The organism is Streptomyces sp. SCL15-4, from assembly GCF_033366695.1.
GTDB lineage: Bacteria > Actinomycetota > Actinomycetes > Streptomycetales > Streptomycetaceae > Streptomyces.
This window is the reverse complement of record NZ_JAOBTQ010000001.1, coordinates 4,809,102-4,834,557: the sequence shown is the minus strand read 5'-3', so window position 1 is coordinate 4,834,557 and position 25,456 is coordinate 4,809,102. Positions and strand designations below refer to the sequence as shown.

At 70.7% G+C, this 25,456-nt stretch carries 34 protein-coding genes, 1 tRNA gene and 2 pseudogenes; 10 read left to right on the top strand and 27 right to left on the bottom strand.

The genetic code is table 11. The features are described from left to right. Nucleotides 1-30 precede the first annotated feature (30 nt). From SCK26_RS21425 to SCK26_RS21330, 20 genes are all read right to left on the bottom strand, one after another. Nucleotides 31-330, bottom strand: coding sequence for a WhiB family transcriptional regulator (locus SCK26_RS21425; RefSeq protein ID WP_318202923.1), 300 nt, complete (start codon nt 328-330; stop codon nt 31-33). Further along, nucleotides 327-1,148 (bottom strand): hypothetical protein, encoded by an 822-nt coding sequence (locus SCK26_RS21420; protein ID WP_318202922.1) that lies wholly within the window; start codon nt 1,146-1,148, stop codon nt 327-329. Before SCK26_RS21420 ends, SCK26_RS21425 begins: the two co-directional genes overlap by 4 nt. A 90-nt stretch (nt 1,149-1,238) precedes the next feature. Further along, a complete protein-coding gene (locus tag SCK26_RS21415) occupies nt 1,239-1,676 on the bottom strand; it encodes a hypothetical protein (protein WP_318202921.1) in 438 nt (145 codons plus the stop codon). Nucleotides 1,677-1,716: 40 nt separating this feature from the next. After that, entirely contained in the window at nt 1,717-1,959 is a 243-nt protein-coding gene (locus SCK26_RS21410) for a hypothetical protein (RefSeq protein WP_318202920.1), read from the bottom strand. Beyond that, nucleotides 1,956-2,204: a hypothetical protein gene (locus tag SCK26_RS21405; RefSeq protein WP_318202919.1), complete on the bottom strand. Its 249-nt coding sequence runs from the start codon at nt 2,202-2,204 to the stop codon at nt 1,956-1,958. The genes SCK26_RS21410 and SCK26_RS21405 overlap by 4 nt, the downstream gene beginning before the upstream one ends. Then, nucleotides 2,201-2,770: a hypothetical protein gene (locus tag SCK26_RS21400; RefSeq protein WP_318202918.1), complete on the bottom strand. Its 570-nt coding sequence runs from the start codon at nt 2,768-2,770 to the stop codon at nt 2,201-2,203. Before SCK26_RS21400 ends, SCK26_RS21405 begins: the two co-directional genes overlap by 4 nt. Continuing rightward, nucleotides 2,767-3,264 carry a hypothetical protein gene (locus SCK26_RS21395; protein ID WP_318202917.1) on the bottom strand — a complete coding sequence of 166 codons (498 nt, stop codon included), beginning with the start codon at nt 3,262-3,264 and terminating at the stop codon, nt 2,767-2,769. The genes SCK26_RS21400 and SCK26_RS21395 overlap by 4 nt, the downstream gene beginning before the upstream one ends. Beyond that, nucleotides 3,261-3,542, bottom strand: coding sequence for a hypothetical protein (locus SCK26_RS21390; RefSeq protein ID WP_318202916.1), 282 nt, complete (start codon nt 3,540-3,542; stop codon nt 3,261-3,263). The genes SCK26_RS21395 and SCK26_RS21390 overlap by 4 nt, the downstream gene beginning before the upstream one ends. Continuing rightward, on the bottom strand, nt 3,539-3,970 hold the full coding sequence (locus tag SCK26_RS21385) for a hypothetical protein (protein ID WP_318202915.1): 432 nt from the start codon (nt 3,968-3,970) through the stop codon (nt 3,539-3,541). Before SCK26_RS21385 ends, SCK26_RS21390 begins: the two co-directional genes overlap by 4 nt. Further along, the gene (locus tag SCK26_RS21380) at nt 3,970-4,803 is read right to left on the bottom strand and encodes an exonuclease domain-containing protein (RefSeq protein WP_318202914.1); all 834 of its coding nucleotides are present in this window, start codon (nt 4,801-4,803) and stop codon (nt 3,970-3,972) included. The genes SCK26_RS21385 and SCK26_RS21380 overlap by 1 nt, the downstream gene beginning before the upstream one ends. Further along, nucleotides 4,800-5,576 (bottom strand): ERF family protein, encoded by a 777-nt coding sequence (locus SCK26_RS21375; protein WP_318202913.1) that lies wholly within the window; start codon nt 5,574-5,576, stop codon nt 4,800-4,802. Before SCK26_RS21375 ends, SCK26_RS21380 begins: the two co-directional genes overlap by 4 nt. A gap of 1 nt (nt 5,577) precedes the next feature. Continuing rightward, entirely contained in the window at nt 5,578-6,618 is a 1,041-nt protein-coding gene (locus SCK26_RS21370; RefSeq protein WP_318202912.1) for a lambda-exonuclease family protein, read from the bottom strand. Beyond that, the gene (locus tag SCK26_RS21365; RefSeq protein ID WP_318202911.1) at nt 6,618-6,875 is read right to left on the bottom strand and encodes a hypothetical protein; all 258 of its coding nucleotides are present in this window, start codon (nt 6,873-6,875) and stop codon (nt 6,618-6,620) included. The genes SCK26_RS21370 and SCK26_RS21365 overlap by 1 nt, the downstream gene beginning before the upstream one ends. Continuing rightward, nucleotides 6,872-7,336 carry a hypothetical protein gene (locus SCK26_RS21360; RefSeq protein WP_318202910.1) on the bottom strand — a complete coding sequence of 155 codons (465 nt, stop codon included), beginning with the start codon at nt 7,334-7,336 and terminating at the stop codon, nt 6,872-6,874. The genes SCK26_RS21365 and SCK26_RS21360 overlap by 4 nt, the downstream gene beginning before the upstream one ends. After that, nucleotides 7,336-7,944, bottom strand: a complete 609-nt coding sequence (locus SCK26_RS21355) for a hypothetical protein (protein ID WP_318202909.1) — start codon at nt 7,942-7,944, stop codon at nt 7,336-7,338. Before SCK26_RS21355 ends, SCK26_RS21360 begins: the two co-directional genes overlap by 1 nt. Further along, nucleotides 7,941-8,873, bottom strand: coding sequence for a hypothetical protein (locus tag SCK26_RS21350; protein WP_318202908.1), 933 nt, complete (start codon nt 8,871-8,873; stop codon nt 7,941-7,943). Before SCK26_RS21350 ends, SCK26_RS21355 begins: the two co-directional genes overlap by 4 nt. Beyond that, entirely contained in the window at nt 8,870-9,346 is a 477-nt protein-coding gene (locus SCK26_RS21345) for a hypothetical protein (protein ID WP_318202907.1), read from the bottom strand. Before SCK26_RS21345 ends, SCK26_RS21350 begins: the two co-directional genes overlap by 4 nt. Further along, entirely contained in the window at nt 9,343-9,741 is a 399-nt protein-coding gene (locus SCK26_RS21340; RefSeq protein WP_318202906.1) for a hypothetical protein, read from the bottom strand. Before SCK26_RS21340 ends, SCK26_RS21345 begins: the two co-directional genes overlap by 4 nt. A 93-nt stretch (nt 9,742-9,834) precedes the next feature. Continuing rightward, complete coding sequence (locus SCK26_RS21335; protein WP_318202905.1) at nt 9,835-10,065, bottom strand: hypothetical protein; 231 nt, start codon at nt 10,063-10,065, stop codon at nt 9,835-9,837. Next, the gene (locus SCK26_RS21330; RefSeq protein WP_318202904.1) at nt 10,043-10,351 is read right to left on the bottom strand and encodes a helix-turn-helix transcriptional regulator; all 309 of its coding nucleotides are present in this window, start codon (nt 10,349-10,351) and stop codon (nt 10,043-10,045) included. Before SCK26_RS21330 ends, SCK26_RS21335 begins: the two co-directional genes overlap by 23 nt. Nucleotides 10,352-10,619: 268 nt before the next feature. Here SCK26_RS21330 and SCK26_RS21325 point away from each other — a divergent pair, with 268 nt between their 5' ends. The 3 genes from SCK26_RS21325 (at nt 10,620) to SCK26_RS21315 (ending at nt 12,905) form a co-directional block, all read left to right on the top strand. Next, complete coding sequence (locus SCK26_RS21325; RefSeq protein ID WP_318202903.1) at nt 10,620-10,991, top strand: helix-turn-helix transcriptional regulator; 372 nt, start codon at nt 10,620-10,622, stop codon at nt 10,989-10,991. A gap of 423 nt (nt 10,992-11,414) precedes the next feature. After that, the gene (locus tag SCK26_RS21320; RefSeq protein WP_318202902.1) at nt 11,415-12,701 is read left to right on the top strand and encodes a site-specific integrase; all 1,287 of its coding nucleotides are present in this window, start codon (nt 11,415-11,417) and stop codon (nt 12,699-12,701) included. A 91-nt stretch (nt 12,702-12,792) separates the two neighbouring features. Next, nucleotides 12,793-12,905: transfer RNA gene (locus SCK26_RS21315), tRNA-Arg, on the top strand. A gap of 76 nt (nt 12,906-12,981) precedes the next feature. Here the strand turns inward: SCK26_RS21315 and SCK26_RS21310 are convergent. Next, nucleotides 12,982-13,284 (bottom strand): annotated as a pseudogene (locus SCK26_RS21310) (tyrosine-type recombinase/integrase); the annotation flags it as partial. A gap of 97 nt (nt 13,285-13,381) precedes the next feature. On the opposite strand from SCK26_RS21310, the gene SCK26_RS21305 reads away from it, so the two are divergent. The 4 genes and pseudogenes from SCK26_RS21305 (at nt 13,382) to SCK26_RS21290 (ending at nt 15,589) form a co-directional block, all read left to right on the top strand. After that, on the top strand, nt 13,382-13,747 hold the full coding sequence (locus SCK26_RS21305; RefSeq protein WP_318202901.1) for an ATP-binding protein: 366 nt from the start codon (nt 13,382-13,384) through the stop codon (nt 13,745-13,747). After that, a pseudogene (locus SCK26_RS21300) lies at nt 13,741-13,962 on the top strand (hypothetical protein); the annotation flags it as partial. The gene SCK26_RS21305 and the pseudogene SCK26_RS21300, both read left to right, overlap by 7 nt. A gap of 95 nt (nt 13,963-14,057) precedes the next feature. Beyond that, entirely contained in the window at nt 14,058-14,429 is a 372-nt protein-coding gene (locus SCK26_RS21295) for a hypothetical protein (protein WP_318202900.1), read from the top strand. 938 nt (nt 14,430-15,367) lie between these two features. Further along, nucleotides 15,368-15,589: a hypothetical protein gene (locus SCK26_RS21290; RefSeq protein WP_318202899.1), complete on the top strand. Its 222-nt coding sequence runs from the start codon at nt 15,368-15,370 to the stop codon at nt 15,587-15,589. Between the two features lie 64 nt (nt 15,590-15,653). Here SCK26_RS21290 and SCK26_RS21285 read toward each other — a convergent pair whose 3' ends face one another. The 3 genes from SCK26_RS21285 to SCK26_RS21275 form a co-directional block, all read right to left on the bottom strand. After that, nucleotides 15,654-16,400, bottom strand: a complete 747-nt coding sequence (locus SCK26_RS21285) for an HAD family hydrolase (protein ID WP_318202898.1) — start codon at nt 16,398-16,400, stop codon at nt 15,654-15,656. A 145-nt stretch (nt 16,401-16,545) separates the two neighbouring features. Then, the gene (locus SCK26_RS21280; RefSeq protein WP_318202897.1) at nt 16,546-16,956 is read right to left on the bottom strand and encodes a hypothetical protein; all 411 of its coding nucleotides are present in this window, start codon (nt 16,954-16,956) and stop codon (nt 16,546-16,548) included. Nucleotides 16,957-17,127: 171 nt separating this feature from the next. Beyond that, nucleotides 17,128-18,321 (bottom strand): MFS transporter, encoded by a 1,194-nt coding sequence (locus SCK26_RS21275; RefSeq protein WP_318202896.1) that lies wholly within the window; start codon nt 18,319-18,321, stop codon nt 17,128-17,130. A 215-nt stretch (nt 18,322-18,536) separates the two neighbouring features. Between SCK26_RS21275 and SCK26_RS21270 the strand changes: the two genes are divergently transcribed. Further along, nucleotides 18,537-19,511: an ArsR/SmtB family transcription factor gene (locus SCK26_RS21270; RefSeq protein WP_318202895.1), complete on the top strand. Its 975-nt coding sequence runs from the start codon at nt 18,537-18,539 to the stop codon at nt 19,509-19,511. Nucleotides 19,512-19,588: 77 nt separating this feature from the next. Then, nucleotides 19,589-20,095, top strand: coding sequence for a glutathione peroxidase (locus SCK26_RS21265; RefSeq protein ID WP_318202894.1), 507 nt, complete (start codon nt 19,589-19,591; stop codon nt 20,093-20,095). 161 nt (nt 20,096-20,256) lie between these two features. Here SCK26_RS21265 and SCK26_RS21260 read toward each other — a convergent pair whose 3' ends face one another. From SCK26_RS21260 to SCK26_RS21250, 3 genes are all read right to left on the bottom strand, one after another. Beyond that, nucleotides 20,257-20,448, bottom strand: coding sequence for a DUF397 domain-containing protein (locus tag SCK26_RS21260; RefSeq protein WP_318202893.1), 192 nt, complete (start codon nt 20,446-20,448; stop codon nt 20,257-20,259). Nucleotides 20,449-20,629: 181 nt separating this feature from the next. Next, nucleotides 20,630-21,487: a helix-turn-helix transcriptional regulator gene (locus SCK26_RS21255; protein ID WP_318202892.1), complete on the bottom strand. Its 858-nt coding sequence runs from the start codon at nt 21,485-21,487 to the stop codon at nt 20,630-20,632. A gap of 263 nt (nt 21,488-21,750) precedes the next feature. Continuing rightward, nucleotides 21,751-22,506: a GOLPH3/VPS74 family protein gene (locus tag SCK26_RS21250; protein WP_318202891.1), complete on the bottom strand. Its 756-nt coding sequence runs from the start codon at nt 22,504-22,506 to the stop codon at nt 21,751-21,753. A 181-nt stretch (nt 22,507-22,687) separates the two neighbouring features. On the opposite strand from SCK26_RS21250, the gene SCK26_RS21245 reads away from it, so the two are divergent. Further along, entirely contained in the window at nt 22,688-25,456 is a 2,769-nt protein-coding gene (locus tag SCK26_RS21245; RefSeq protein WP_318202890.1) for a D-alanyl-D-alanine carboxypeptidase, read from the top strand.

The window sequence follows — 25,456 nt, the reverse complement described above, 5'->3', positions numbered from 1 at the left end:
GTGCCTTTCGTGGTGGGTGGTGGGGTGGGGCTAGCTGGCTACTGGGAGGGCCTGTGTGGCTGCTGGGGCGCCGTTCGGGCTGCTGGTGGTCTGGGAGGCCGCGGTTGGCGCGTGTGTTCGTCCAGCGGCCGTACGTGCCCTGCGTGGTCGTGTCTCGAAGTCCACGCCGCCCCACACGCCGTGCGTCTCGCCGGCGGCGAGGGCCTGCCGCATGCAGCTGAGCAGCAGCGGACAGGGGTGGCATTGGCGTGCGGCGTAGGCGCGTTCGGTGGGGTCGGTGCTGAACCAGCGGTCGGGGTCGGTGCGGCAGGGCGCGGCGGGGATGGTCATGCGCTGTGCCTCTCCGGGTGGGTGGTGGCGAGGTGGGGCTCGCAGCGGGCGTGCACGGTGCGGCCGGGTCGCTTCGGGTCCGGGAGGATCGGGCGGCGGCAGACGGTGCAGCGGGTCCAGGCGTCGGGGTCGCTGCTCGGGTTGTCGTGGTGGTGTTCGTGGGAATCCGGCTGGTCTTCGGGAGCGCCCACTACCTGAGGTTGGAAACCGACATCAGCCCCGTCTTGGGAACTCCATGGGAACCCCCCTGGGTTGTTCGGGGCGCTGTCCCCCGAACCGTTCGGGGCGCTGTCCCCCGAACTCATACGGGGCGCTGTCCCCGGAACTTCCCGCGGCGTACCGGCGGTAAGTTCCGGGCGCTGTCCCCCGTTCTGGTTCGGGGCGCTGTCCCCCGAACTCTCGGCGGGCTGCTCCCACGCTGGGGCCCGCTTCCGGGCGGTCGACCGGAGGTAGTCCTCGGCCGCCTGCCAGTCCGGCCACGGACTCACGACGAGCGCGTACCGGGTCGCCTTGCCCCGCTTCCGTTCGCCGAGCACCCGGACGACGCCGGCCCGGATCGCGGCGTCCATGTAGCGGCGGGCGTCTTTCTCGTCGCAGCAGGCGGCCTTGGCGATGTCCTGAATGCGGATCGGCTTGCGGTCCGAGGCGAACGCGATCTCCCCGGAGGCGGCGGCGAGGTTCCGCAGCTGGCACAGCAGCAAGGGCAGGCCGGACCGCCGCAGGTAGGCGGACATCTGGCGCGTCCACTTCCACGACAGGGCGTTGCCGAACGCGTTCGGGACGCTTCCGGGCGCGGGGGCCTGCTCGTCGCTGCTCAACTTGGTCTTCTCTCACGTGGTGCGGAATCGATCCGGCAAGATCCGGATGGTCCGGGGCGGCCCGCTGAGGACCGCCCCGGACGGAGGCCGTTAGCGGACGTATTCGTCGCGGCGACGCTGCTCCTGGCGCTGCTTGTGCGCCTTCAGCTCGTCCTCGGTGGGCTTGCTGGCCGTGACGTCGAGGAGGGCGGCGTCCGGGCGCTGCGGGCCCTCGCCGACCTCGTCCAGCGTTCCGTCGATCTGCCGGCCCCTCCACATGGCGCGCTTGGCGTCGGCCAGGGCGGCGGCGTCCTCGTCGGACCGGGCGACCTCGCAGGAGGTGATGCGGACCTTGACTTCCGGGTCCTTGTCCTCCTGCTCTGCGTGGCCCGTGTACGACTTGGAGGTGATCTCCACGATGGCGAAGACGGTGCGGCCGGGCTTCTCGAAGAGGCCGCGGCGCTGCTCGCGGCTGAGGCTGACCTCGATGGCGCCGGCGGCTGAGTCGAGCTTGACGCTGGGGACGTCGGCGGAGCTGAGCTTGGGCATGTGCTGGCCTTTCTGGATCGGTGGGGCTGGGGCGTGGGGGTCAGGAGTCGCCCGCGATGGCGCGGAGCTGGGCGATGCCCTGCGCGCCGCTGCGGACGAGGGAGATGGCGGCGGCGTACTCGGGGAAGGCGATGGCGAGGCGCTCGGCGTTCGCCGTGTCAGCCGAGGTCCAGGCGTCCAGCAACTTGGTGGGGAAGGTGCTGGGCGGCCAGCCGCCGAGCCGCTCCTGGAAGAGGACGTGCGCGGCTGCGTCGACGGAGATCTCGGGCGTCTTCTCGTTCATGTGATCTGTCCGTTCTGGCGGTAGGCGGCCTGCGCTTCGGCGGCCTGGATGGCGAGGGCTTCCTCGGCGCACGTTTTGTGCGCCGGGGAGCGGTGGGAGTCGCGCAGCTGGGTGGGGAAACCGCAGTACCGGCACGGGCGGGGGCCGTCGTAGTCCCAGTGCGAGGAGGCGGTCCAGTCGAGGAGCTGACCCGGCCGGTACTCGGGCTCGGCCGGCGGGTCGCGGTGGCGTCGGCGTGCCGTCACACTGCCGCCCGGCCGATGTCCGGCTCGCACGCCGGGTCGTCGATGTCCTCCCACGCGGTCACCGGCGCCCAGCCGTTGCGCGCGGCGACCCTGCGGGCCACGGCGGACGGCCCGGGGATCAGGTACCGGGCCCGGCACACCCGCGTGATCGCGGCGGCCCTCTCCTTGGAGATCCGTCGGTAGCGTCCCCCGAGCAGATCCCGGAGGAATTGCTCGGGGACGCCGGTCGCCTGCGCGGTCTGCCGCACCGTCCAGCCGATGGCGGCCAGGCCCTGCACCCGGCGAGCGCTGCCCACCGGGAATACGCGGTCCCGCGGTGCATCAGGCTGCACAGCGAGGACCGCTTCGGCGGTGTGCCGATGCACTCTCTGCTGCGTGCCGGTCAGGATGATGTGCAGGGTGCGACGGTTGAGGCAGGCGTGATCGGCGATCTCCAGCCGCGTCCAGCCGGCAGCGAGCAGCATGCGGATGTGGTCCGCGATGGGCTGGGCCGGCTGGGATGCGGGTCCGAGCCGTTCTCGCTGGATGCGGGCCTTTTTCTCGGCTAGGCGCAGGGCAGTGGTCATCGGGCCGCCGCCTTGTAGCCGAGCGGGTCCTCGCCGTGCTCCAGGCCGCGGACGACGAGGGCGATCTGCCCGCCCTTGATCTTCCGGCCGAGTCGCATGTCCGGGCCGACGACCCGGGTGTGGTCGTCGTCCTCAAACAGGCCGGCGTCCACGAGTCCGTCCACGGCGGCCTTGAAGCTGGGGTACCAGTTCGCGGGGTCCGCGCGGCGCCCAGACGCTGGGTGCAGCACGCCGAGGACGTGCGCCCGCTGGAAGAGGACGCCGGGCTTGGCCGCGGCGAGCGCGTCCATGAGGGACGGGGACTCGCTGACGGCCTCCATCGCGGCCGAGCGGATCGCGGCGGTGTGCTCTGCCTTCCGCTTGTGGTGCAGCCGCTGGTTCGAGTTCAGGAGGAAGAGCCCGGGGGGCAGGGCGATGACGAACGGGCCGGGCCGGGGCCCGGCCGCCGCGGGGGCGGCCGGAGCCTCGGGGGTGATGTCGAAGAGCGTCGTCACGATGCTCCCTCTCGGGCGTCGTGGATGAGCGGGTTGGGGCTGGGGTTGCGGCAGTCGAGGCAGAGCAGCTCGCGCGTCACCCGGGTCCGGGCGTGGACCGTGATCCGGCGCTCCGTCGCGCACCGGGCGGCGAGCTTCTCCAGGGCCTCGACGGACTGGAGGACCGGAGTGCCGGCGCGGCGGCGGCCGGATGCCCCGGGCCAGGTGCGGGCGATGGCGACGGAGACGACACCGGCCGCGGTGATGGCGGCGCCGAGGACCGCGGCGAGGACGCTCATGACGCCACCCGCCGGCCGCCGTCCTGGCGGTGGCGCTGCCAGTTCCGGCCCGCGCCGACCGCCTCGGTGTTGAGGCCCATCGCGTCGTCCAGGCGCTGCTGGAGGTGGTCCGCGCGGTGCTGCTCCGCGTCCCGGGCGGCGAGGAGCCGGGCGCCGACCTTCAGCAGCCGGGCCACCCGCCGCTCCAGGGCGGCGGTGTGCTCCGGGCCGGACTCGGCCAAGCGCTCGGTGAGTTCCTTGTTCCGGGCGTGCAGGCGGCAGTTCGCGGCGTCGGCCTCGGCGACCTGGCGCAGCGCCTGCCGCCGGTTGTAGACCGCGGTGGCAGCGTCTTCCTCGGCGGTGTCGGCGCGGCGCCGCTGCCGGGCGATCTCGGCGTGGGCGGCGGCGAGTTCGGTGCGGAGGCGTCGGGTGGTGGTCAGGCCGAGCATCACGCCTCACCCCCGCGCTGGGCCGGGATCGGGCGCAGCGGCCACGCGGTCGGGATCACGGCCTTCGGGTCGTGTTTGTCGCCCGACTTCGCCGGGTCCCGGAGCCACTTCTGGTAGCCCTGGGCGTCCTCGCGATACCACTCGACCTGCCGGGTGTGCAGCTCCTCGACGGTGACGTCCCGCAGGGCGTTGAACCGGTTGACGCGCAGGTTGAGGACCCAGTCCGGGCGCAGCCGGTACGGGGTGTGGGCGATGACGCCCATCTTGTACGCGGCCCGCGCCGACATCAGCGCGTCGTACTCGGCGCCGTGCGCCTGCTCCTCGTCCCAGGGCAGGCCGTACGTCTCGGCGGTGGTCCGCATCTGGTACGGGCCCTGCGTCTCGCTGATCCGCTTCCGGAACGGGGCGCAGTACCGGTCGAGGACCATCGTGTCGATGACCCGGGTCAGCGGCTGGCGGCAGATGCCTTCGAGGCTGTCGCCGAGGTGCCGCTGGCACTCGCGGTCGAGGAGGTTGAGGTCGTAGCCGCCGATGTTGTGGCCGACGAGCGGGATGCCGGCGGCAACGACCTCGGTGATGGCCTTGGCGATCTCCCCGATGCCCTGCTCGGCGGGCATGCCGTGCTCGGCGGCGTACTCGTCCGTGATGCCGTGCACCTTGATCGCCTCGGGCTGCATGGCGATGCCGGGGTTGAGGAGCCAGGTGCGGGTGTCGGTGGGGATGCCGCCGTTGACCAAGATCAGGGCGCAGGTGACGATGCGGGCGGTGTCGGCGTCCTTGTCGCTGGACTCGAAGTCGAGAGCGGCCATGCGCTGGAGGTGCCAGGAGGTCATTCGGCACCTCCGGCGGCGCGCTCCTTGCCGATACGGACGACCATCTCGCCGATCGCTTCCTCGTCGCCGACCTCGTTGGTGACCAATGCGCCGAGCTGCCTGGACTGCCGCAGCTCGTAGTGGATCTGCCGCAACCGCCCGGCGCTCGTCTGCGGGTTGCAGATCTCATCCAGGTAGCTGGCCGCTGGCCGCGCCGGCGACTCCGCGCGCTCGAAGTGCACCGCGTCCGCGTCCCGGTCCTGGGTCGGCACCAGACCGTTGTTGATGAGCAGGGTCCGCAGCGCGATGCTCTGCGCCTTCGGAGTCGACCGGCCACCGGAATCTGAAGCCTCGCCAGCCGCCTGGGAGTCGAAGTACGAGCCGTCCGGACCGTAGATCCGGAAGGTGACCAGGGCGGTGCACTCCCGCATCCGGCCACCGCTGCTGGTGGAGATGTCCCGGTACTCGGTCTCCACCTTGTGCTGGATCACCAGGACGCCGTGCTTGCGGCAGGCCGGACCGAAGGCGTTCAACGCGGTCTCGATGCCACGGAAGTTGAAGTTGCCGGCGCGCCCGCCCTTGAACTCCTCGTGCTTGCCGATGGCGCGGACCTCGCCCATGACCCGCGACCAGGCGGTGATCGCGTTCGTGGTGGCGTCGGCGTCCTGGGAGAGGTCGCCGAGGTCCGGCTCGGTCAGGTCCGGTGCCTCGCGTACCTCAACGGCCTCGGCCGCGGGCTCGCTGTCGGTCAGCGTCCGGCCGGCTGCGGCGGCTGCGTTCTCGCGCAGACCCATGTCAGATGCCCCCCTTGAATGCCTTGGAGATGGCGATGCGCTCGGTCGGGTTGGCCTTGACGCAGGCCTCGTAGGCGTCCGGCCAGCGCTCTGCGAGCTGCTCCAGGTCGACCTTCGGCGCGGCGTTCGACGGCTCCAGCGCGTAGGCACGCTCGCCGCCGATCAGGGCCTCCTGGGCGCCGCCGAGAGCGGCGATCATGCGGGCCTTTGCGGCGGCCTTCGCCTTCTTCGCGGCGGACTCCTCGCGCTGGTGGCGGTTGTAGTCCAGGAGTGCGTCCAGGGCGTCGGGGCGACGGTCGATGTCCACGGCCCCGGAGCGGGTGGGGTGCAGGCGGCGGAACATCTGCGCCACCGCCTCGCCGTCGCCGGACGGCACCGGTGGCACCTGAGCCTGCACATGCTCGGCCCAGAACTTGTCCATGGCCGTGGTGATGTCCGCGATGACGTCCGTGTACTGGTCGGCGCGGACGGTGCCCTGGTGGTACTCGTTGCCGCCGATGAGGACGGCGAAGTGCATGTGGTCATAGCCGTTGACGACGATCTGCCAGAGCATCTGGGCGAGGACGTCGTCCGGGGCGCCGGCGTGCCACTGCGCGTTCTTGAACGCGGAGCGGGTCTTGACCTCCAGCGCGCAGGGGACCCGCTTGTCCTCTGCGAGAGGGCACTCGGTGACGCGCCGGTCGAGGGTCGTCATCCAGTGCGGGTGCTCGACGTGGGCGACGAGGCCGACGCGGCGGATGACGCTGCGGTTGCGCATGGCCCAGTGGCGGGCGACGGGCTCCTCGTGGACGGTGCCCCAGAACGCGGCTTCGCCGGCGTCATCGACGTCGTGGCCGAGCTTCTCGTAGTAGACCTTGATCGGCGGCTTCTTCTCGACCAGGCCGAGGATGGCCGGGACGTCGGAGGAGCCGATGCCGGAACGGCGGGCGGTGAGCCAGACGTTGCGGTCGGCGTCGGCGGGGAGGATGAGTCGGCCGGTGGGGGTGACCCGGCGGCCGGCGGCCGGGGCCTGAGCCCCGGCCTGCACGGTTGCGTTGGTCATCAGGCATCGCCGCCCTTCGCGGGCTTGACGCCCGCCGCCTCGTACCAGGCGGCGTACTCGGGGCCGCCCATGCCGTGCTCGCTGCCGTCGACGGCGGCCTGCATGGCGGTGGCGGCGGTGAGAGCGAGCGTCGCGTGTACCTGCGCCTCGGCGATGATGCGGTCGGCCTCACAGTGCCCGTCGTCGTTCGGCCGCAGGATGTCGCGCGACATGGCGAGCAGGCGCTCGGCCTCGCGGTAGTGCTCGGGCCCGGTCATGCGGCCATACCGCCTTCCGTGGTCGTGATGACGCTGGCAACGGCGGCGGCCCACATCTGGCGGCGCAGCGCCTCCGCGGGCGACCCGGCGAACGCGTCGCCGTACGCCACCTCGGCGCGGGCGGCGATCTCCCGCGCGGTGTCCGGGCCTACCCGGACCTCCCCGCGCTCGATCTGACCGAGGACACGCTCGTGGTCGCGCATCGGCATCAGCGGGTTACTCATCGGCGGCTGTCCTTCCGGAGTGGTCGGGGGGTGGTAGATACGGCGGCCGTCGACGTCGACCGCGATGAGGAGCCCGTGCCGGGCGAAGGCCCGCAGATCCTTCCGAGCCGTGTTGCGGCCGGACGTCGGCCCCGGCGAGCCGGTCATCATCTGCTCGGCGAGCTGGGTGGTGACCGGCCGGCCGTAGGCCCTTATGGCGGCGAGGAGCCAGCCGCGGCGGGTGATGGTGTCCGGCATCAGCGGGCGTCCTTCCGGGTCTTGAGCACGAAGTAGGTGCGGCCGGGCTCCTCGTGCCGGATCAGGTGGCCCCAGGCGGCGAGGTCGCGAAGGTCGTCGCGGGCGATCGTGCGCAGTCGGCTGTCGGGCCAGTGGTTCAGCTCGCGCAAGTTGTCCCGGTAGAACCGGAGGGCGCGGGGGGTGGTCCAGCGGCCACCGCTGGTGCGGATGGCGTCGAGGAGCCGGGCGACGCGGCCGGTCGGTCCGGGGGTGGCGTCGGCCGACGTGCGGCTGCCTTCCCCCGCAGGCACCGGCATCGTCGCGAGGATCTCCTCGATGCCCTCCCGCAGGCCCATCGGTGCGTTCGGCGTCCACTGGAGCGCGAACATCACGGCCATCGCGAGGCAGTCACGCTCGGCGGTGGTGCCGCTTCCGGCGCCTGCGTGCAAACGGCCGGTGTCGTATCCCGAGCGGTACACCGGATCGGTCTCGGCGTCCGCCACAGCCATCACCGCACGGGCGAATCGCTCGCGGTCTGCCGGGGTGCTGATCTGCGCGTACGTGTCCGCGTCGTTGAGGGCAGAGACATACCGCTCGATCCGCTCGGCCGGGTAGTCACGGGCGGTCACTCGTCGGCCCCCTCGTCGTGCTCGGAGGCGACCTTCAGCGGCGTCACGACGTAGCCGGACGGGCCCCATGTGGAGTCCTCATGCGAGCCGAAGACGTACAACTCCTCGGCGTCGTCCGGGCCGGGTTCGCCGTCGTCGTCCTCGCGCCACTCCCCGTCCGGGCGCCACTCCACGGTGGCGGCCGGGTTCTCACGGCGCATGAGGGTCTCGCAGTGGGTCCGGGCGGCCTCGCGGGTGGTGTAGAGGCGCAGTTCGGTCGAGTCGTGCGACGCCCGGTACATGGTCAGGCTCGGTGCCTCGACGGGCTCCGCCTCGCGGAGGGCCTGCGTCGGCGCGAACAGCCGCGTCAACCGGTCCACCGCCCGCTCGGTCAGCGCGTACCGGATCGGGTCCTCGTCCACCGTCCGACCCTTGCTGGCGAGCAGCTGCTCCAGGTTCGCGATCCGGTCACGGTCCTCGCGCAGCGCCTCGGCGGCGTCGGACAGCGACGCGTTGGTGGTATGCCGCTCGGTCTCCAACTCGGCGACGCGGTTCAGCAGCCACTCGACCGCCGGCGCCACCCGCTCGTGGATCTCCACCTCGGCCGGGACCCGGCGCGGCCCGCCGGCCGGGGACAGCAGACCCCGTACGGCCAGCAGATCGGCCTCGGCCGCCGCCAGCCGGACACGGCGCCGCTCGCGCTCCGCTTCCAGCTCGGCGACCCGGGCCTCAGCGTCCAGCAACCGGCGCAGCACCGGCCCCATCCGCTCGCCCATCCAGGAGACGAGGTTGAGGCAGTACAGGTCTTCCCACGTCGGGTGGTCGTGCTCGCGGCGGTCCCGGACCGACTCGGCGAGCTGCTCCAGGAGACGGCTGGTCGCGGGCTGCGCGTCGCCGATCAGCTCAGCGAGCTGCGCGCGCTGCTCGGGGGTCATCGGCGTCTCGCTCATGCCGCACCGCCCGTCTCGGCCAGCGCCCGGATACCGCGCTCGGCCCGGAACTCGGTGATGGCGGCCTCGCAGCAGACCGGCTCGCCCTCGACCGTGTGCTCGTCCTGCTGATTCGCCGGGTCGGCCGCCTCCTCGGCGGTCAGCACCTCCCACCCCAACCGGCAGTGCGAGCACGTGTGCGTCTCGGTGCACATCACGGTGACCTCGGCGACCTGCGGGCGCCCCCGCAGCTCGGCCGCGATCTCCTCGCAGCGGCGCCGGTAGTCGGCATCGATGTCCCGGCTCGCGAGCTGGTCACCCACCGACACGAACCCCAGGTCGCCAAGGCGGCGCGGCAGGACGGCAACCGTGATCGGACCGGCCGGGGCAACGAACTCGGCGAGAGCGTCGAGCCCGGTGAGCCCGAGGTCGGCGGGACGGCGCGGCGTGATGGTGACCATCACCCGCCACTCGTCGCGGTGCGTCTCCCTCATGCCGCCACCGCCGGCGCCTCGCCGGTCACCTGCGGCGTGGTCGCCTGCTCCGCCGTGAGCGGCACGTCGAACCCGGTCAACTCGATCCTGACGCCACGGAAGACGGTCGTGGCGCCCAGCCACACGTACGCGTCCGACGTCGCGTGCAGCGATACGTCCGCCCCGGGAATGCACAGAGCCTCGCGCCACAGCTCGAACGCCTGCGGCGTCTCGAACTGGATGCCCATCCAGGCCGGGCTGAAGTACGGCTGGTGGATCTTGATGTACCCGCCGGGCAACGAGCCCAGCATCTCGGTCAGCGCGACCAGCGCCTCGGCCGCGGCCCGCTGCTCGCTGATCGGGCGCAGTGGCCGGGGACTGGCCTGCGCATTCGGTTCGGTAACGTTGGTGCCCATCGGGGCCTCTCTTTCGGATCTTGTAGGGGCGCCGGTCGGGGGTCGCTCGGGCCGGGAAGCTGAGAGCGGCCCTTCGGCGCATCAGGGGCTAGGTCAGGCGGCCGGCCGCGCGCTCTGCTCGGCCATCCACGCCTGGACCTTGGCGAGGTCGAAGCGCCGACCCCGGAACGCGGTCGGCTCGACCGGGCAGCCGTTCTTCACCCACTCGTTGACCGTCCAGTTCGACACCCCGTAGCGGGCCATGAGCTGGGCGGTGGTCAAGAGCGGCGCGAGCCCGGTGGGGGCGAGGATCTCGGTGCGCTCAGCGAGGGTCTGAGTCGCCATGGGGGTTACACCTTTCCACTGTGTCAGTAGAAACTGAGGGCATGTCGAAGATGTCCTGCAAGGGTTCGGCCAGCGCCGAGGCGATGAGCCATGCGGTGCGCAGCCGACAGGTGTCGACCGCCGTCCGGCCGCGGCCGGTGACCTTGCTGACGGTTGCGACGCTCACTCCTTTTCCGCGGACGTCCACCACCCGTGTACGGGCGGCGAGTTCGGCCTGCGTCACTCCGCGCCGCTGCATCGCGTCTCGAAGTGGCTTGCCCGCGTCCTTGCGGATCAGGTCGGTCATGTGTGCCTCGCGCAGTTCTGTAGCCCTGTCCGGCACCTCGCGGCGCCGTTGACACATTTCTACTGTGTCAGCGTCAGTGAGGTCAAGTGAGTGTCAGTGAGTGTTGATGGGGGGCGTCGACGTGTGGCATATTTCGAACGCCTGTTCACGAGGCGTGGCATATGCCGAGCGCACGGGGCGTGACGGGGAGGTTGCGCGCCGGGTACATAACCCGCCACGCTTCTACTTTGGCTTGCAAAAGTAGAAGATCCACGGGCACTCTTACCCCGTGGACACCCCGGAGCGCACCGAAGATCTGGCGCAGCTTCTCGCTCGCTTGAAGGCCGAGTACGGCGTCAACGAGACCGAGATCGCGCGCCGCATCGGCACGGGCGTCTCCACCATCAACAGCTGGGCCAACCGCACCCGAGGTGGCAAACGCGGCCCAAACCCGGAGAAGCTCCGCGCCCTCGCCCGCGAGTTCCCCAAGTTCACCGAGGCCGAGATCTTCGCCGCCGCCGGCCGTCAGGCACCCGGCCCTCTCAGCGCCGAAGCCCAGGAGCGCATCCTCAAACTCTGGGCCGGCCTCACTGAGGATCAGCAGCGCGCCAAGGAAGTTGAGCTGCGCGCCCTGAACGAGATGAACCGGACGGGGCAGTAGGGGCAACCGTTCGGCCGCCTCGTGGGTCTACGTCCAAATGGACCCGATCACTCCAGGTGACCTTTGAGCAACAACACGCTCATCAGTGGTCGAAAATTCCACCATCCGGAGGTACGGTCGGACGCACGCCCGATGTCCTCCCCCATCGGAACAGGTTCCGCTTGCCTGCGATTCTGGGGGTATGCATGTGTGTCCGCGTTCGGTTCGTCCCTCCCGACGCGCTTCCCGGCTTCGATGCCGAGCACAAGGCCATCATCATCCCGCGTGATCTGCAACCTGCACACACCGTGACACTCGTCCGCGCCATTCTCACCGAACTCGTGGTCCCCCAGCCCGAGTTCGGTGCAGTCTGCTGGTGCGGGAGTCCGGTCGACCTGACGTCCCGCGTACCCACTCAGCGAAGGAGCGAGCAGGTGGTGAACCATGGGGCGTAGAGCCTCGAACAACCCCCGGCAGATCCGCAGCAAGAACTGCGGATGCCCCGAGTGCATGGCCAAGTACCCGCCGGGCGACCAGTACCCAGAGCGGAACCGGCGCCGCGACTGCACCGGCCCCTGGCAGGCCCGCTACCGGGACCCGTCGGGACAGCAGAAGGCGAAGAACTTCCCGATCGCCAAAGGCGGGAAGAAGGCGGCAGAGGCGTTCCTGGACGACGTCCGCACCCGAGTACGGCGACGTGAGTACGGCGACCCGAAGCGTGGCGAGATCACCCTGAACCAGTGGTGGGCGCTCTGGTGGGAGGCTCAGCCGGATCGGGCGATCACCACCCGGAACCGGAAGGTGTCCAACTGGGTCACCCACATCCAGCCCAAGTGGGGCAAGTGGCGGCTCTGCGACCTCGAGTACATCGAGCTGCAAGCGTGGATCACGAAGGAGGTGAAGGGCTACCACACCCGGAAGAAGGTCCACGAAGTGTTGAACCAGATGCTCAAGGCAGCGGTGAAGGACGGCCGGCGCATCCCCTTCAACCCGGCCGCCGACCTGGACATCGGCGACGCGCCAGCCCGGCACCCCGACGACGTTCGGCCGCCGACCCGCGCGCAGGTGGCACTCATCGTGGAAGCGCTGCCGGCCTACTACCGGCCGCTGGTCATCTACCTGGAGCACACCGGCATGCGCTGGGGTGAGGCGACGGGGCTGCGGTGGGAAAACGTGGACCTGGAGGCTCAGCACCTCAAGGTGAAGGAAGTGCTCAGCGAGGACGACGGGCGCCTGTTCCGCAAGCCGGCGCCCAAGAGCGTGGCCGGGTTCCGGACGGTGCCGGTCACCCCGCAGGCGGCCGAAGCCATTCAGACCATGGTCGATCGATGGCGTCCGCCGTCCACGGTGACTCCGATCGGGGACGACCCCTACCAGCTGCACCCGGAGGAGCTGGTGTTCCGCGGGCCGCAGGGCGGCGCGCTGACACGGCACAACTTCCGTCGGGTGTGGGTGCCGGCGATCCAGCAGGCCGGCGTGGCAAGGAAGGTACGGAACCGGGAGACGGGCCGGATGGAGTGGTGGCCGCGGGTGCACGATCTGAGGCACGTTTTCGCGACGTGGCTGAAGGAGCTGGGGATCGATGAGAAGGACACCCAGACGGTCATGGGGCACGAGCGGGGATCCAAGGTGACGTGGATCTACCAGCACTCCCCCGAAGACGTGGCGGCCAAGGTCCGGGCCCGGATGGCGCCCGAGACCGAGGGTGTTCGAAAACTCCGGGCGGTGTGAGGGGTGGAGTCCACGTGAGTCCACATGGAATCCACAACGCCCCCTCACTAGCCCTCACTGAAACTCACTGATCCTTGTTCTCGCAGGTCAAGCCCTCGTAGTCATGGACTCACTGAACCTCATTCGACCTCACTGAGCCTCATGATCGCTTTACGTTCTCTCCTAAAGCGGGTGTCGCAGGTTCGAATCCTGCCGGGGGCACCAGGTCAAAGGCCCCCCACATACGGATCTCCGTATGTGGGGGGCTTTTGACATCCACGTCTGACATCAACGAGGGCGGTCACTGACGACCGGGGCGCCTCCTGAGCAGCCGGTCCATGTGGCTCATGGCCTCGCGCTGGGTGTCCTGCACGACGTGGATGTAGACGTCCATGGTGATGCTGATCTGGGAATGCCCCAGGATCTCCATCACCACGCGGGGCGCGACCCCGGCCGCCGTCAGGAGGGTGGCCGTGCCGTGCCGGGCGTCATGCAGCCGGATGACGCGGAGGCCGGCGGACTGGGCGACGCGGGCGAAGGAGCGATAGAGGTTGCGCGGCTCGACGGGCCGACCGTTCCGGGTGGCGAAGACGTAATCGGACTCGGCTGCGCTGGGCCACCCGCGAAGAGGTCACCGAGCTTGTGCGGGTACGAGTGCAGCTCGAGTCTGGAGGCTGAGTTGCCCAGGATTCCCGGAGGAAGTGAGCTGGGCCCGCCGCTGGACCCGGGACATCCTGCGCGACTCCCCTCTGGCCGACGACGCCGAGCTGATCGTGAGCGAGCTGAGCACGAACGCCATCCGCCACACGGCCAGCGGCTGGGAGTCCGGCAGCTTCCACCTGGCCGTGGCGGTGTCGGCTCAGGTGGTCGCGGTCTCGGTCACGGACGACGGCGGCGCGGCCACGGCCCCGAAGGTCGAGCACCAGGACCAGGACGCCGAACGCGGCAGGGAATTGGCCATGGTCAGCGCCCTCGCCCACCGGGTCGTCGTCCACGACAGCAACCTGGGCCACACGGTGACCGCCGAGCTGTACGCCGACGCACGGCCGGGAGGCCGGCGATGCTGATGAAGCTGCCCCGGTGGGGGTTCTGGTGCGAGTGCTGGACGGAGAGCCTGACCGAGCAGGACCCGTCGGCACTGGTTGCATCGTTCGACGCCTACTCCGCTCCGCAGGCAGACCGGTGGGTAGCGGTCGCCCTCCAGACGATCTCCCCGGCACTGGACTCAGACGCCTACACCGAAGCGTGGGAGGGGATATACGAGGGCCGCATCGACACCCGCGCCTCTTCGTCATGCCACTGATCGACAACTCACTGAAGAGGGCGAACTCCGGGGCGGGGTGGTGGCTCCTTGGTATCGGGGGTCGTTTCCGAGGCATGAACCAACCTGATGAGAAGCTGACGACCACACAGGCAGCGAAACTGCTCGGCGTGCGTACGGACACCGTCCACGCGATGAAGGCCGAGGGTCACCTGACGGTGGTAGGTAAGGGCCACCACGGGACGAACCTCTTCGCGCTTGCCGACGTTGAACGTCTGAAGGTTCAGCGGCTCAAGGCCCAGCGTGCCGTCCCTGCGCAGCAGGCCGAATTGCCGAGCGAGGAAGAGCTTGCGTGCGATGGGTGCCGAGCCCTGCGCGCGCAGTTGCTGATTGAGCGGGAGGGCCGGCTTGCGGCCGAGGCACGCGTCCAGGCAGAGAGAGACCGCGCCACCCGCGCACTTACGGGGCTGAACGCCGTTATTGGGTAGGTCGCGACCTGTCACGGCCAGTCTGTCGACCCAGTCCGGCCAAGGGCCGGCATAAGCGGTCAATGCCAGTCATCTCCGCAACTTGGCCGAGCGCTTTGACAACGAAGCCGCCGTCCGCTGGGGTGCGAGCATGTACAGGCCCGCTCGTGAGCAGGGTAGAGCGTCGAGCGCCCCAGCCAGTGAGTGTCTAACTGCATGACAACGCCCACGAACAACGGCGGACAAGCGCGGACGTCTGCGGACCATCAGCACAGGTGAGAGCTACACCAGCCCAAGGCACAGCCCCCACCCAAGTTGCTTCGGGACGAAGAGGTCACGTTCCCAGTCCAGCGGCAGACGATGGAGGAGCCCGGGCCGTCCCTGGGCCGTACGAGGTCACCCGACGCCGACCACCAACGGCAGAAGCCCACGGCATACGACCAGGTCAGAGCCGTGGGCTTCCTCAGCCTCGCTGGTGGGCGAGACCCGTGGTCAGTAGACTGGCAAGTTAGGCCTCACCCAGCCAGCGGCCGTGCCAGACGCGTGCCAGATCCTGCGGGGAATCACGGGGAATAGCGGGCATCAAGTCGGGGGTCAGGAGGGCTCGCTTACGGCTTCACTGCAGGTCAGTGGGGCAACCATCACCCAGAGATCCAAGCTTCCCAAGCTGAGGTCCAGGAAGCTGCATAGCCCAGGCCGGCCGTCGCGGTTTGCTCTGCTCGGCGACACGAGTCGGTAGCGTGACTGGGTGCCACGTGGCTGACTACCGTCGGCTGATGTTCGTGCCACAACCCTGCGAGATGCAGGGGTCAGCCATGGTCAGTGATGGGGGACCTACGGTCCAGTTTCGCCTCACCAAAATCTCGAAACCGCAGGTCAGTGGCATGAAGCGGTCGTTTCCGTCCGGATCTGTGCCGATGGCCACAGCGAACGGGAGACACGTAGGCTCATACTGAGTCATGACAAAGCCCGCTGCGCCGAAGCGTCATCTGCCTACCAGCCCCTTCAAGGCTCCGGTCACACCGCCTCCCAAGCACTTCGCCGTGGGCGACCAGGTCACACACGACATGTACGGCCTCGGCCGAGTCATCGGCATCGAGGACGGAATCGCGGCGCTCGTGGATTTCGGCTCGGCGCAAATGCGGATCTTGAGCCCGTACGGCAAGATGACCAAACTGTAGGACCGCTGTGCCCGGTCACGGCACACCAGGCCCCTTCAGGGACCTGTAACGAAAGAGAGTCCTCTCATCGATCTGACGTCGCTGTTTTCCGCCCTGGAAGGGCAACCCCGCTGCTCCGCTGCGGCATCGCCGCCTCCGACGACGACCAACCCCTTCCAGGCCCCCGACTTCGGGGAAGACGAGACCTTGCCGCTCGACGCACAGGAGCCCGCCTCGGGCCTGCGCGCGGCGCGGTCCAAGGCAGCCTAGGTCCACGAAGGACGGCGGCTCCGGCAACCGGCCGCGGGCCGTCTCCGGCCGCGGCCGCCGGGCGGATGTCGTTGTCGACGCGGTCGCCGACGTAGAGCATCTCGTCCACCTGGGCGGGGACGACCTCGGCGACGCGGTCGAAGAAGGCGCGGTCCGGCTTGCCGGCGCCCCAGTCGTCGCTGGTGCCGATCAGGTCGACGTCGTTGGAGAACAGCTGGCGCAGGATCCGACCGGCGCGCACGGTCTGGTTCCCGGCGATACCCAGCCATAGACCGTCCGCGCGGAGCGCGGCGAGCGCGTCACGGACGTCCGGGTAGAGGTCGTCCTCGCCGAAGGTCTCCGGCTTGCCCGCGGCGGCGCGGCGCTCGCGCTCGGCGTACAGGTCGAAGCCGGGCCGGAACTCCTGGAAGGTCTCGCGGTAGTCCCGGCCCTGGGCGATGACGGCGCCGAACATCGCGGCGAAGGTGTGGCGGGGAACGCCCAGCCAGTCGGCCCAGGTGCCGTACTCAGTGGTTTCGTCTACGAGGCACTCGCCGACGTCGAAGATCACTGCGCGAATCATGCGGGCAGGGTACTGGGCACGACGAAAAGGCCCCTCTCACCCGGAGGTGAGAGGGAGCGCACGGATCAGAGGTGCTGGCGACGCCGCGGAGCGGGGCCCGGTGCGTTCGACGCCTGCTGTAGGCGGGCGTCGGGCCACGGCGACTTCATACCGTGTGTCGAATGGTCTGCAGAAGCTCGCCGGAGCCGTCGTCGAGCGTCCAGAACGACCAGCCGTTGCGGTTCGGGTTGACGTCCGGCTTGTAGTGCGCCACCACCGCACGGGCCGCTCCGGTGGGCGTCTTGAAGCTTCGTCCGGTGAGAGGGCCCGAGGTGATGTCGATCCGCTTGGTGTCCCGGTCATAGCTGCCGTGCGTGCGGTGACCCTCGTAGTCGGCGTACACGTCGACCGTGCGCCTCGGCTCCGCACCCTTCTGGCTTGCGGCCGGCGCGGAGGACGGCACGCTCGCGGACCTCACGAGCCGGGCGACGACCTCCCCTGCCGTGGTGTTGCCCATGCGTGCGGCGAACTCGATGGATCGGTAGGTGAGTTCGTCAACCTCAATCGTCGGGCTCATGCATCTCCCCCTTGGCAATCGATCTCGACGCTGCAAGGCTGACACAAGGAGAGGACGCTTGTCAAGTAAACGCAGTTTTCGAAGAAGATTGCGAGGTCAGAGGTCGGCGTGCAGTCGCCGCCTGGGGTGCCGTAGTGGCCGCCATGGCGATGACCCCTGGAGCGTTCGGTTTCAGCTTGAGGGCAGGGGGCTTTCCTTCTGTCGGGCTCCGGGTCGGCGGGCGGCCCCGGCCAAAGCCAGGGTGATGCCGAGCGAGCCCGCCGCCATCGCCGTCATCGCCGTCGCGGGCGAGGTGAACTGGGCCAGCGTTCCCGCCGCCGTCGCGCTGACGCCCTGGAGGGTCAGCATGCCCGCCGAGTGCAGGCCCAGCGCCTGGCCGGCCAGGGCGTCGGGGGTCAGGCGCATCAGCCGCTCCTGCTGTACCAGGCCCGCGCCGAAACCGGCGGACGCCACGGTCACGCACGCCGCCGCCACCGGCACCGGCGGGTGTGCGCAGAACACCAGGAACGGGGCCGCCAGCAGGAGCAGCAGCGGCGTGGCCAGGCGGGCGCGGACGGCGGCGGGGAGCAGCCGGCCGACCGTCACGTCCCCGGCGAGCATGCCGAGCGCCCCGCACGCGAAGAGGGTGCCGGCGGCCTGCGGGGCGTACGACACGTACAGCGACTCGCAGCCGACGACCATGCCGTTGGGCAGCCACAGGCCCAGGTACGTCAGCCGGCGCGGCCGGGACGACCACAGCGCGGCGTTCGCGCGCCAGGTCGCCGACGCCGAGGGACGGCCGGCGGCGCGGGGCGGGCGCGCGGACAGGCCGAGCCGCAGGACGAGCGCGGCCGTCAGGTACAGGGCCGCCGCCAGGAGCAGACAGACGCGCGGGGAGAGTACGGCGAGCAGGGCGCCGCCGGTGGCGAACCCGGCGATCTGCGCCAGCCCGTTCACCATGTTGAACAGCGAACGCCCGGGCACATAGCCGTTCTTGGGAAGAATCTCGTTCAGCAGGCCCCAGCGGACGCCGCCGCCGAGCGAGGCGACCAGGCCCAGCAGCAGCACGACGGCGAAGAGCGCGCCGGCCGGCAGTCCGGGCAGCGCCTGGGCCGCCGTACCGGCCGCGAAGACCAGGGCGATCATCGACAGCGCCGTACGCGGCGGCAGCCGGTCGGCGCCGGACAGCAGGACGGTGGCGCCCAGCACCTGGGCCAGCGACTGGCCGAACATGCTGACCGCCGACAGCAGCGGTGAGCCGGTCGCCCGGAACACCAGCGTGCCGAGGGCGAGGCCACCGACGGTCTGGGCGGCGGTCTGCGCGGCCGTGCCGAGGAAGAGCGGGGTGAACTCCGGGGTGCGGAACAGGGATCGGTAGCCGTTCATGATCCGGAGTCTCGGCCGGGCCGCCGAGGGCCCGTTATTGTTTCGCCCTCGCGCGAAAGGCCGTACGAGACAGGGTCGTACGGGGGCCTACGGGTCGTACGGGTCCTGCGGGGCCGTACGGGGTCCTGCGGCTCGTACGGGTCCTGCGGAGGCTTACGGGTCCTGCGGAGGCCTACGGGGTCCTACGGCAGGAGTGCTACGGGGAGGGGCGGCTCGTGGGGTGGTGGCAGCTCGACGCCGACACGCTGGCCCGGAGCCGGTTCGTCGTCTCTCCGCTCGCCGAGACCTTCGGCTGTCTGAGGCTGCTGCACGTCGGGCAGGGCACGCATCCCGGGGAGCACGCCTGGCTGGGCGCCCATCTGCCCGCCTACCGGGCCCGGCTCGCGGCCGACCCCGTGACGGCGCGGCTGGTGCGGGCGGGGCTGGGCCGGGAGTGGATCGCCGACTTCCTGACGCCCGCCCCGCACCCCGGGGAGGACTTCGCCGCGGAGGTCGGCCGCGTGCGCGCGGTCGGTCCCGGGGCCGCCCGCGCGCATCTGCGGCGCTCGCTCGCCGGGCCGCTGCCCGCCGTGCTCGACCGGGACGACCTGACCGAGCGGGCGGCCCGGCTGCTGGAGTGGGTGTGGGAGGAGACCGTACGGCCCTCCTGGGAGCGGCGCCGGCGGGTGCTGGAGGCGGACGTGCTGGCGCGGACCGAGCGGGCGGGACGGAGCAGCTGGGCGAGCGTGCTGGACGGGCTGCGGCCGGGCGGGACGCGCTGGCTCGGGGAGAACCGGTTCCAGGTCAACCTGCACGAGTATCCGCCGCGCGAGATCTCCGGCGCGGAACTGCTCTTCGTGCCGGTGACCGCGCAGCGGCTGGGCTGGGTGTCCTGGGCGGACGAGGAGCGGTACGCCGTGGTCTACCCCTGCGCCGGTGTGCTGGCCGGGGACGGCGGGCCCGCGGTGCCGGCGGGGCTGGGCGCCCTGCTGGGGCCGGGCCGGGCCCGGGTGCTCGTGCTGCTCGGCTCGCCGCTGAGCACGACCCAGCTGACCGCCGTGACCGGACAGGCCCTCGGTTCGGTCGGACGCCATCTGAAGGTGCTGCGGGAGGCGGGCCTGGTGGAACGGCGCAGGGCCGGACGAACGGTGCTGTACGTGCGCACGGCGGCCGGGGACGTGCTGGCCGGGGCGAGCGGGACGGAGGCGTGAGGCACGGGGCAGGAGGATCGTCGGTGCCGGGGTCTGCGGCTCGTGGGCCGGGTTGTGGTGGGGGCTAGCATCCGAGCATGACGACTACTGAGCACAGCGGGTCTCCGCTGGACGTCGAGATCGGTGCCCTCCAGGGCGGCTCCGCGGAGCTGTCGCGGTTCGCGGACAAGACCGTCCTCATCGTGAACGTGGCCTCCAAGTGCGGCCTGACCCCGCAGTACGCGGCCCTGGAGGAGTTGCAGAAGCGGTACGCGGAACGCGGCTTCACCGTGCTGGGCGTGCCCTGCAACCAGTTCCTCGGGCAGGAGCCGGGCTCCGCCGAGGAGATCGCGCAGTTCTGTTCGGCGTCCTACGGCGTGACCTTCCCGCTGACCGAGAAGGTGGAGGTGAACGGCCCGGACCGGCACCCGCTGTACGAGCGGCTCGTCGGGTTCGCCGACGCCGGGGGACACAGCGGGGACATCCGCTGGAACTTCGAGAAGTTCCTCGTCGGCCGGGACGGGAGCGTGGTCGCCCGGTTCTCGCCGCAGACCGAGCCGGACTCGTCCGAGGTCGTCGCCGCGATCGAGGCCCAGCTGGGCTGAGCCCGGCCGCCGTACGACGAGACGCTCGCCTCTTCGGACCGGCCGCGTACGCGGTACCGGGACAAGGGGCGAGCCCCCTCGGCAAGGACGGCGACTCGTCGAGAGGGCTCTTCTGCGGTGCTGGTGCGGTTGCCGTGCCGGACGGCGTCCGGACGGAACCCTTACGCCTTGACGGAGGCCACGAAGGCGTTCCAGGCGTCGGCCGGGAAGGCCAGGACCGGGCCCTCGACGTCCTTGGAGTCACGGACGGCCAGCTCGGCGCCGGCCGGCGACTTGACCTCGACGCAAGCGCCGTTGCCCCCGGAGTACGACGACTTCATCCACGTCTCCGAAGCGCCCTGAATCAGTGCCATGTCCACTCCTGTTGCGGTAGTCCGGTTCGCGCCAACCGTGTCGTCCGATCGGCATGATCGACGCTAGCGGTCAACTTCCCCTGGCGGAGGAGCCGTTCACTCGACCGGATGGCATATCCCGGGCGAGCCTTCCGCTGAAGCAGACCGGCGGTGTACGATCCCGCGCCCCGGTCTGAGCCGCTCAGTCGGCGAACCTTTTCGCCGCCTTGGCGATGAACTGCCGGGACACCTCCACGTTGTGCGACTGCGCCCGCAGGTGCTCGTACATCACGGCGTACTTCTGCACGTCCTGCGCCTTCTCCACGTACAGGTCGCTGGTGACGCCCTCCAGGTACACCACGCTGGAGTCGGCCGCGTCGGCGAACTCCAGGATGGCGTACTGGCCGTTGATGCCCGGGTGCGCGCCCACCTCGAACGGCAGCACCTGCACGGTGACGTGCGGCAGCTCGGACAGCTCGATGAGGTGCTCCAGCTGCTCCCGCATCACCAGCCGGCTGCCCACGACCCGGTGCAGCGCGGCCTCGTCCAGCACCACCCACAGCCGCAGCGGGTTGCGCTCGGTGGTGATGCGCTCCTGGCGCCGCATCCGCACCTCGACCCGTTTCTCGATCTCCTCCGCCGAGGTCTCCGGCAGCGCGCCGCGCACCAGCGCCTCGGCGTAGGAGCGGGTCTGCAACAGGCCCGTGACGATCTGGGGTTCGTACACGCGCAGCGACTCCGCGTCGGTCTCCAGGCCGATGTACACGCTGTACGGGATGTCCCCGAAGGTGTGCCACCAGCCCTGCTGGCGCGAGTCGCGGGCCATCTCCATCAGCGAGTCGACGATCCGCTTGTCCTCGACCTCGTACACCCCGCACAGGTCGCGCACATCGCGCTGGCTGATGCTCCTGCGGCCGTTCTCCAACCTGCTGATCTTCGACTGCGACACCAGCAGCCGCTCCGCCACCTCTTCGGCCGTCATGCCCTTGAGTTCGCGGAGTCTGCGCAGCTCCTGGCCCAGCCGGCGCCGCCTGACGGTGGGATTGACATTGGACGCCACGGGACGTGCACCTCCGGCTGCCTGCCTGTGACTTGACACTATCCGTATCTGCTGTTGAGCAGACTGCCACCAAGGTGCTTCCCACCGCTGGGAAACGGAGGATATGCGACGCCCCCCGAACTGGTGGACGCAGTCGAGCGGGACGGCGAGACCACGACAGCGGTCTCGCCGCCCCGCTCCGACCAGCGGCTCCCGAACCGGGTCTGTGCGTGCCGGGGCCCGCGGCCGTGCTCACGGCGGCGGGCCCGGCCCGGGCTTACGGCTCAGTGGGCCACGGCACGGGCCATGGACCCGCGGTGCGGCTGCATCGGAACCCCGCGCGCGGGTTCCGCCGCGGCCCTGGCGCCGGACGCGGCCTGCCGGCCGGCCGGTGCCGCGTTCCGGCGCGGCTGGGCGGCCGCGCCGTTCTGCACGTCCATGACGGCGTGCGCGACGAGCCCGCCCATGGGGTCGTGCCGGATCAGGTCCCGCAACCGGGACCGGGACGAGCGTCCCTCGTTCCCCGGGTACAGGTGCTTGCCGAGCCCGACGGCGTGCGCCAGGGCGGCGAGCGCCGCGGTCCGCGGGTCCGGCGGTACGCCGGTGCGGATCGCGGAGTCCAGCCGGGCACGGATCTCCCGGCTGATGGCGGTGTCGGTCGCCTGGTAACGCGTCGTCGGCAACACCCCGCACATCTGGCCGGCCACGGCGGCGACCATGCCGCACCGCTCCAGATGCGAGAGGTAGGTCTGCCTGAGCCCCAGCCGGGGCCCGCCGATCCAGTGGACGGCACGCACCGGAGCGCCACGCCTTCGCAGCAACTCCAACGCGCAGTCCAGAGTCGGATCTCCTGTCGGCCGTGGCACCACCACGGCGATACGATCCCCGTCTGGGGCTATCCGTCCGGCCAGCGCCAGCTCCACTAGCTGTGCACCGGCCAGACCGAGGTCGAGCGACTGCGGCTGCGCAGTGGTACCCGTGGCCGGGTCCAGTGCCAGCAGCAGAAGCTCCTCCGGAAGTGTTCTGCGGCTCCTGCCCATCCATGCCTCCCCGCGTGGATGAATGACAGGGTGACCCCTCTCACATTGGTCTGTCGAGGGCACGTGACCGGTTCGTAAGGGAACCGGTAGGTATGTCGTTCTCGTCTACCGCAGGGGCCAAGCCCTCACACAGGACACTGGTACATGGTTCGGACAGGGCGCGCGCGCAAGCGCGCGGCGCATGGAGGAGGCATCGGTGGCGGGCGAGTCCCCCGACAGGTCGAAGCAGCGCGAGTCGTCGGCGGAACCGACGCCGCCGAGCGCGGATCCGGTTCCCGAGGCCGATCCGCGGCTGACGGCGGCCCGCGAAAAGGATTCCCCGGCCGGCGGTACGGACATGGCGACCCGGGTCCTGACGGTACGGCCCGGAACCCCGGCCGAGTCCGGGCCGTCGGGCACGGAGGACTCCGCGCCGGCCGGCGGGGACACGGCCCTGCGCGCCGCCGTCTCGGCGTGGATCCGGGAGCCGGGAACCGACGCGACTGCAAAGCGGACCGGCGCGGCGGGAGGTTCCGCCGGGAAGCCGGCCAACGGGGAGGAGAGGGACGCGAGTTCCTCTGACGGCGCGGTCGGCTCCGGCGCCGGCGATCCGTCCGGCGCGAAGCCGAAGACCGAAGAAGCGTCCGGCTCCCGCGCGGAGACCGCCAAGGCGGGCGTGAAGGCAGGGGAAGCGAACGAGGACGAAGCGGAGGAAGGGGTCCAGGCGAAGGCCGGTGCCGACGACCGCGTCGACGCCAAGACCGACGCCAAGACCGACGCCAAGACCGACGCCGAGGCCGACGCCGAGGCCGACGCGGAGACCGACGCCGATGCGAACTCCGCCACTGACGCCAAGGACGAGCCCGAGGTCGACGCCGCCGCGAAGGGCGAGGCCACCGCCGGCGCCGACACCGACGAGGACTCCCCCGCCGACGCCAAGGACGAGCCCGAGCCCGAGGCCGACGCCATCGCGAACGCCAAGGCCGCCACGGAGACTGACGCCGACGAGGACTCCGGCACCGACGACCGGGACGAGCCGAAGGACGAGTCGGGCGCGGACGCCGACCCGAAGGGTGAGGCGGACGCGGAGGACGGCGAGGACGCGAAGACCGGCACGGAGCCCGCAGCGGACGCCGACGCGAAGACCGGCACGGAGCCCGCAGCGGACGCCGACGCGAAGACCGGCACGGAGCCCGCAGCGGACGCCGACGCGAAGGCCGGCACGAAGGCCGGCACGGCTCCCGCCGCCAAGGCCGGCATAGACACCGACACCGACGCGGACGCAAAGACGGACACCGACGCCGACGCGAAGACGGACACCGACGCCGCCCCGGCCGCGAAGGAAAAGGGCGCCGGCAGCGCCCCCAAGTCCGCCGCCCCCGCCGCAGGCGTCGATCAGCCGACCACCGTCTTCAAGGCCGTACAGCCCAAGAAGCCCGCCGTCGACCAGCCGACGACGATGCTCAAGGTCGGCGACACCGGCAAGCCCAAGCCCAAGCCCAAGCCCGGGGCCGCCGAGTCCGACGCCGAGCGCACCAGCAAGTTCGTCGCGCTGAGGGACGACATGCGCGCGGCCGGCAAGACCACCGCGCCGAAGGACGACGCGCGCCCGGCCGGCAAGACCGCCGCGCCGGACGCCACCACCCCCGTCCCCCAGATCGGCCCCGAGCGCACCACCCAGCAGCCGCTGCCGCCCAAGCCCCCGCTGGACCTGCTGGCGGAGCTGACGAACACGCCGCCGCCGCCGGAGACCCCGGTCCGTACGCTGATGCGCCGGGTCAAGATCTGGACGCCGCTGGTCCTGCTGCTGGCGATCGTCTTCGCGGTCGTACAGACCTTCCGTCCGCTGCCGTCGCCCGCTCTCGCGCTCACCGCCGAGGACACCTACACGTTCGACGGCGGCACGACCCGGCTGCCGTGGCCCGGCGAGGGCCAGGGCTGGGTGGACGTGGACGGCATCGGCACGATGGGGAACTTCGGGAAGCAGAAGCCCGGGGCCATCGGCTCGGTCGCCAAGACCATGACCGCGTACATCATCCTCCGCGACCACCCGCTGAAGCCGGGTCAGGAGGGTCCGAAGATCAAGATCGACGAGAAGGCGGAGAAGGAGGCCGGCTACAACACCGCCGGCGAGTCCACGCTCACCACGGTCAAGGCCGGCCAGTACCTCACCGAGAAGCAGGCCCTGTCCGCCGTCATGATCCCCTCGGCCAACAACATCGCGCGGCTGCTCGCGCGCTGGGACGCGGGCTCGGAGGCGGCGTTCGTCAAGAAGATGAACGCCACCGCCAAGGAGCTGGGGATGTCCGGCACGACGTACACCGATCCCTCGGGCCTGAAGGAGACCACCGTCTCCACGGCCGAGGACCAGGTGAAGCTCGGCCGCGCGGTCGTGAAGGTCCCGGCGCTGGTCGCCATCACCAGCGTGGCCAGTTGGACGGACCCCTCCGGCCACTTCTGGCCGAACACGAACGAGCTGCCGTACCGCATCGGCGCGATCGGCATCAAGACCGGCAGCACCACCGCGGCCGGCGGCAATCTGCTCTTCGCCTCCCGCAAGAAGGTCGGCGGGCAGACCGTGACGATCGTCGGCGCGATCCTCGGCCAGCACAAGCCGGACATCCTGGACACCGCCAACAAGGTCAGCAAGACCGCTCTGCTGGCCGCCGAGGACGCGCTGACCTCGTCGAAGGTCCTGAAGAAGGGCGATGTGGTCGGATATGTGGACGACCGGCTCGGCGGTCACACCCCGGTCGTGGTCACGAAGGACGTCACGGCGGTCGGCTGGGCGGGCCTGAAGGTGCGGCTGACCTTCGCCTCCGGTTCGGTGCCGCACACCGCGAAGGCCGGCACCCGGGTCGGCACGCTGACCGTGGGCGACGGTTCGGCCGCCGCGGTCAAGGTTCCGGTCACCCTCCAGAAAGATCTGGCCGAACCCGGATTCGGCGCCAAACTGACCCGTCTGGGCTGA

What these genes read in the sequence shown, in the direction of transcription:
- SCK26_RS21330 (WP_318202904.1), bottom strand. Translation starts at nt 10,351, where the DNA reads ATGACCGACCTGATCCGCAAGGACGCGGGCAAGCCACTTCGAGACGCG.
- SCK26_RS21265 (WP_318202894.1), top strand. Translation starts at nt 19,589, where the DNA reads ATGACGACTACTGAGCACAGCGGGTCTCCGCTGGACGTCGAGATCGGT.
- SCK26_RS21340 (WP_318202906.1), bottom strand. Translation starts at nt 9,741, where the DNA reads ATGGGCACCAACGTTACCGAACCGAATGCGCAGGCCAGTCCCCGGCCA.
- SCK26_RS21275 (WP_318202896.1), bottom strand. Translation starts at nt 18,321, where the DNA reads ATGAACGGCTACCGATCCCTGTTCCGCACCCCGGAGTTCACCCCGCTC.
- SCK26_RS21295 (WP_318202900.1), top strand. Translation starts at nt 14,058, where the DNA reads ATGAACCAACCTGATGAGAAGCTGACGACCACACAGGCAGCGAAACTG.
- SCK26_RS21370 (WP_318202912.1), bottom strand. Translation starts at nt 6,618, where the DNA reads ATGACCAACGCAACCGTGCAGGCCGGGGCTCAGGCCCCGGCCGCCGGC.
- SCK26_RS21425 (WP_318202923.1), bottom strand. Translation starts at nt 330, where the DNA reads ATGACCATCCCCGCCGCGCCCTGCCGCACCGACCCCGACCGCTGGTTC.
- SCK26_RS21285 (WP_318202898.1), bottom strand. Translation starts at nt 16,400, where the DNA reads ATGATTCGCGCAGTGATCTTCGACGTCGGCGAGTGCCTCGTAGACGAA.
- SCK26_RS21335 (WP_318202905.1), bottom strand. Translation starts at nt 10,065, where the DNA reads ATGGCGACTCAGACCCTCGCTGAGCGCACCGAGATCCTCGCCCCCACC.
- SCK26_RS21380 (WP_318202914.1), bottom strand. Translation starts at nt 4,803, where the DNA reads ATGACCTCCTGGCACCTCCAGCGCATGGCCGCTCTCGACTTCGAGTCC.
- SCK26_RS21290 (WP_318202899.1), top strand. Translation starts at nt 15,368, where the DNA reads ATGACAAAGCCCGCTGCGCCGAAGCGTCATCTGCCTACCAGCCCCTTC.
- SCK26_RS21260 (WP_318202893.1), bottom strand. Translation starts at nt 20,448, where the DNA reads ATGGCACTGATTCAGGGCGCTTCGGAGACGTGGATGAAGTCGTCGTAC.
- SCK26_RS21360 (WP_318202910.1), bottom strand. Translation starts at nt 7,336, where the DNA reads ATGCCGGACACCATCACCCGCCGCGGCTGGCTCCTCGCCGCCATAAGG.
- SCK26_RS21375 (WP_318202913.1), bottom strand. Translation starts at nt 5,576, where the DNA reads ATGGGTCTGCGCGAGAACGCAGCCGCCGCAGCCGGCCGGACGCTGACC.
- SCK26_RS21415 (WP_318202921.1), bottom strand. Translation starts at nt 1,676, where the DNA reads ATGCCCAAGCTCAGCTCCGCCGACGTCCCCAGCGTCAAGCTCGACTCA.
- SCK26_RS21345 (WP_318202907.1), bottom strand. Translation starts at nt 9,346, where the DNA reads ATGAGGGAGACGCACCGCGACGAGTGGCGGGTGATGGTCACCATCACG.
- SCK26_RS21400 (WP_318202918.1), bottom strand. Translation starts at nt 2,770, where the DNA reads ATGACCACTGCCCTGCGCCTAGCCGAGAAAAAGGCCCGCATCCAGCGA.
- SCK26_RS21280 (WP_318202897.1), bottom strand. Translation starts at nt 16,956, where the DNA reads ATGAGCCCGACGATTGAGGTTGACGAACTCACCTACCGATCCATCGAG.
- SCK26_RS21320 (WP_318202902.1), top strand. Translation starts at nt 11,415, where the DNA reads ATGGGGCGTAGAGCCTCGAACAACCCCCGGCAGATCCGCAGCAAGAAC.
- SCK26_RS21250 (WP_318202891.1), bottom strand. Translation starts at nt 22,506, where the DNA reads ATGGGCAGGAGCCGCAGAACACTTCCGGAGGAGCTTCTGCTGCTGGCA.
- SCK26_RS21390 (WP_318202916.1), bottom strand. Translation starts at nt 3,542, where the DNA reads ATGAGCGTCCTCGCCGCGGTCCTCGGCGCCGCCATCACCGCGGCCGGT.
- SCK26_RS21245 (WP_318202890.1), top strand. Translation starts at nt 22,688, where the DNA reads ATGGAGGAGGCATCGGTGGCGGGCGAGTCCCCCGACAGGTCGAAGCAG.
- SCK26_RS21410 (WP_318202920.1), bottom strand. Translation starts at nt 1,959, where the DNA reads ATGAACGAGAAGACGCCCGAGATCTCCGTCGACGCAGCCGCGCACGTC.
- SCK26_RS21350 (WP_318202908.1), bottom strand. Translation starts at nt 8,873, where the DNA reads ATGAGCGAGACGCCGATGACCCCCGAGCAGCGCGCGCAGCTCGCTGAG.
- SCK26_RS21385 (WP_318202915.1), bottom strand. Translation starts at nt 3,970, where the DNA reads ATGCTCGGCCTGACCACCACCCGACGCCTCCGCACCGAACTCGCCGCC.
- SCK26_RS21365 (WP_318202911.1), bottom strand. Translation starts at nt 6,875, where the DNA reads ATGACCGGGCCCGAGCACTACCGCGAGGCCGAGCGCCTGCTCGCCATG.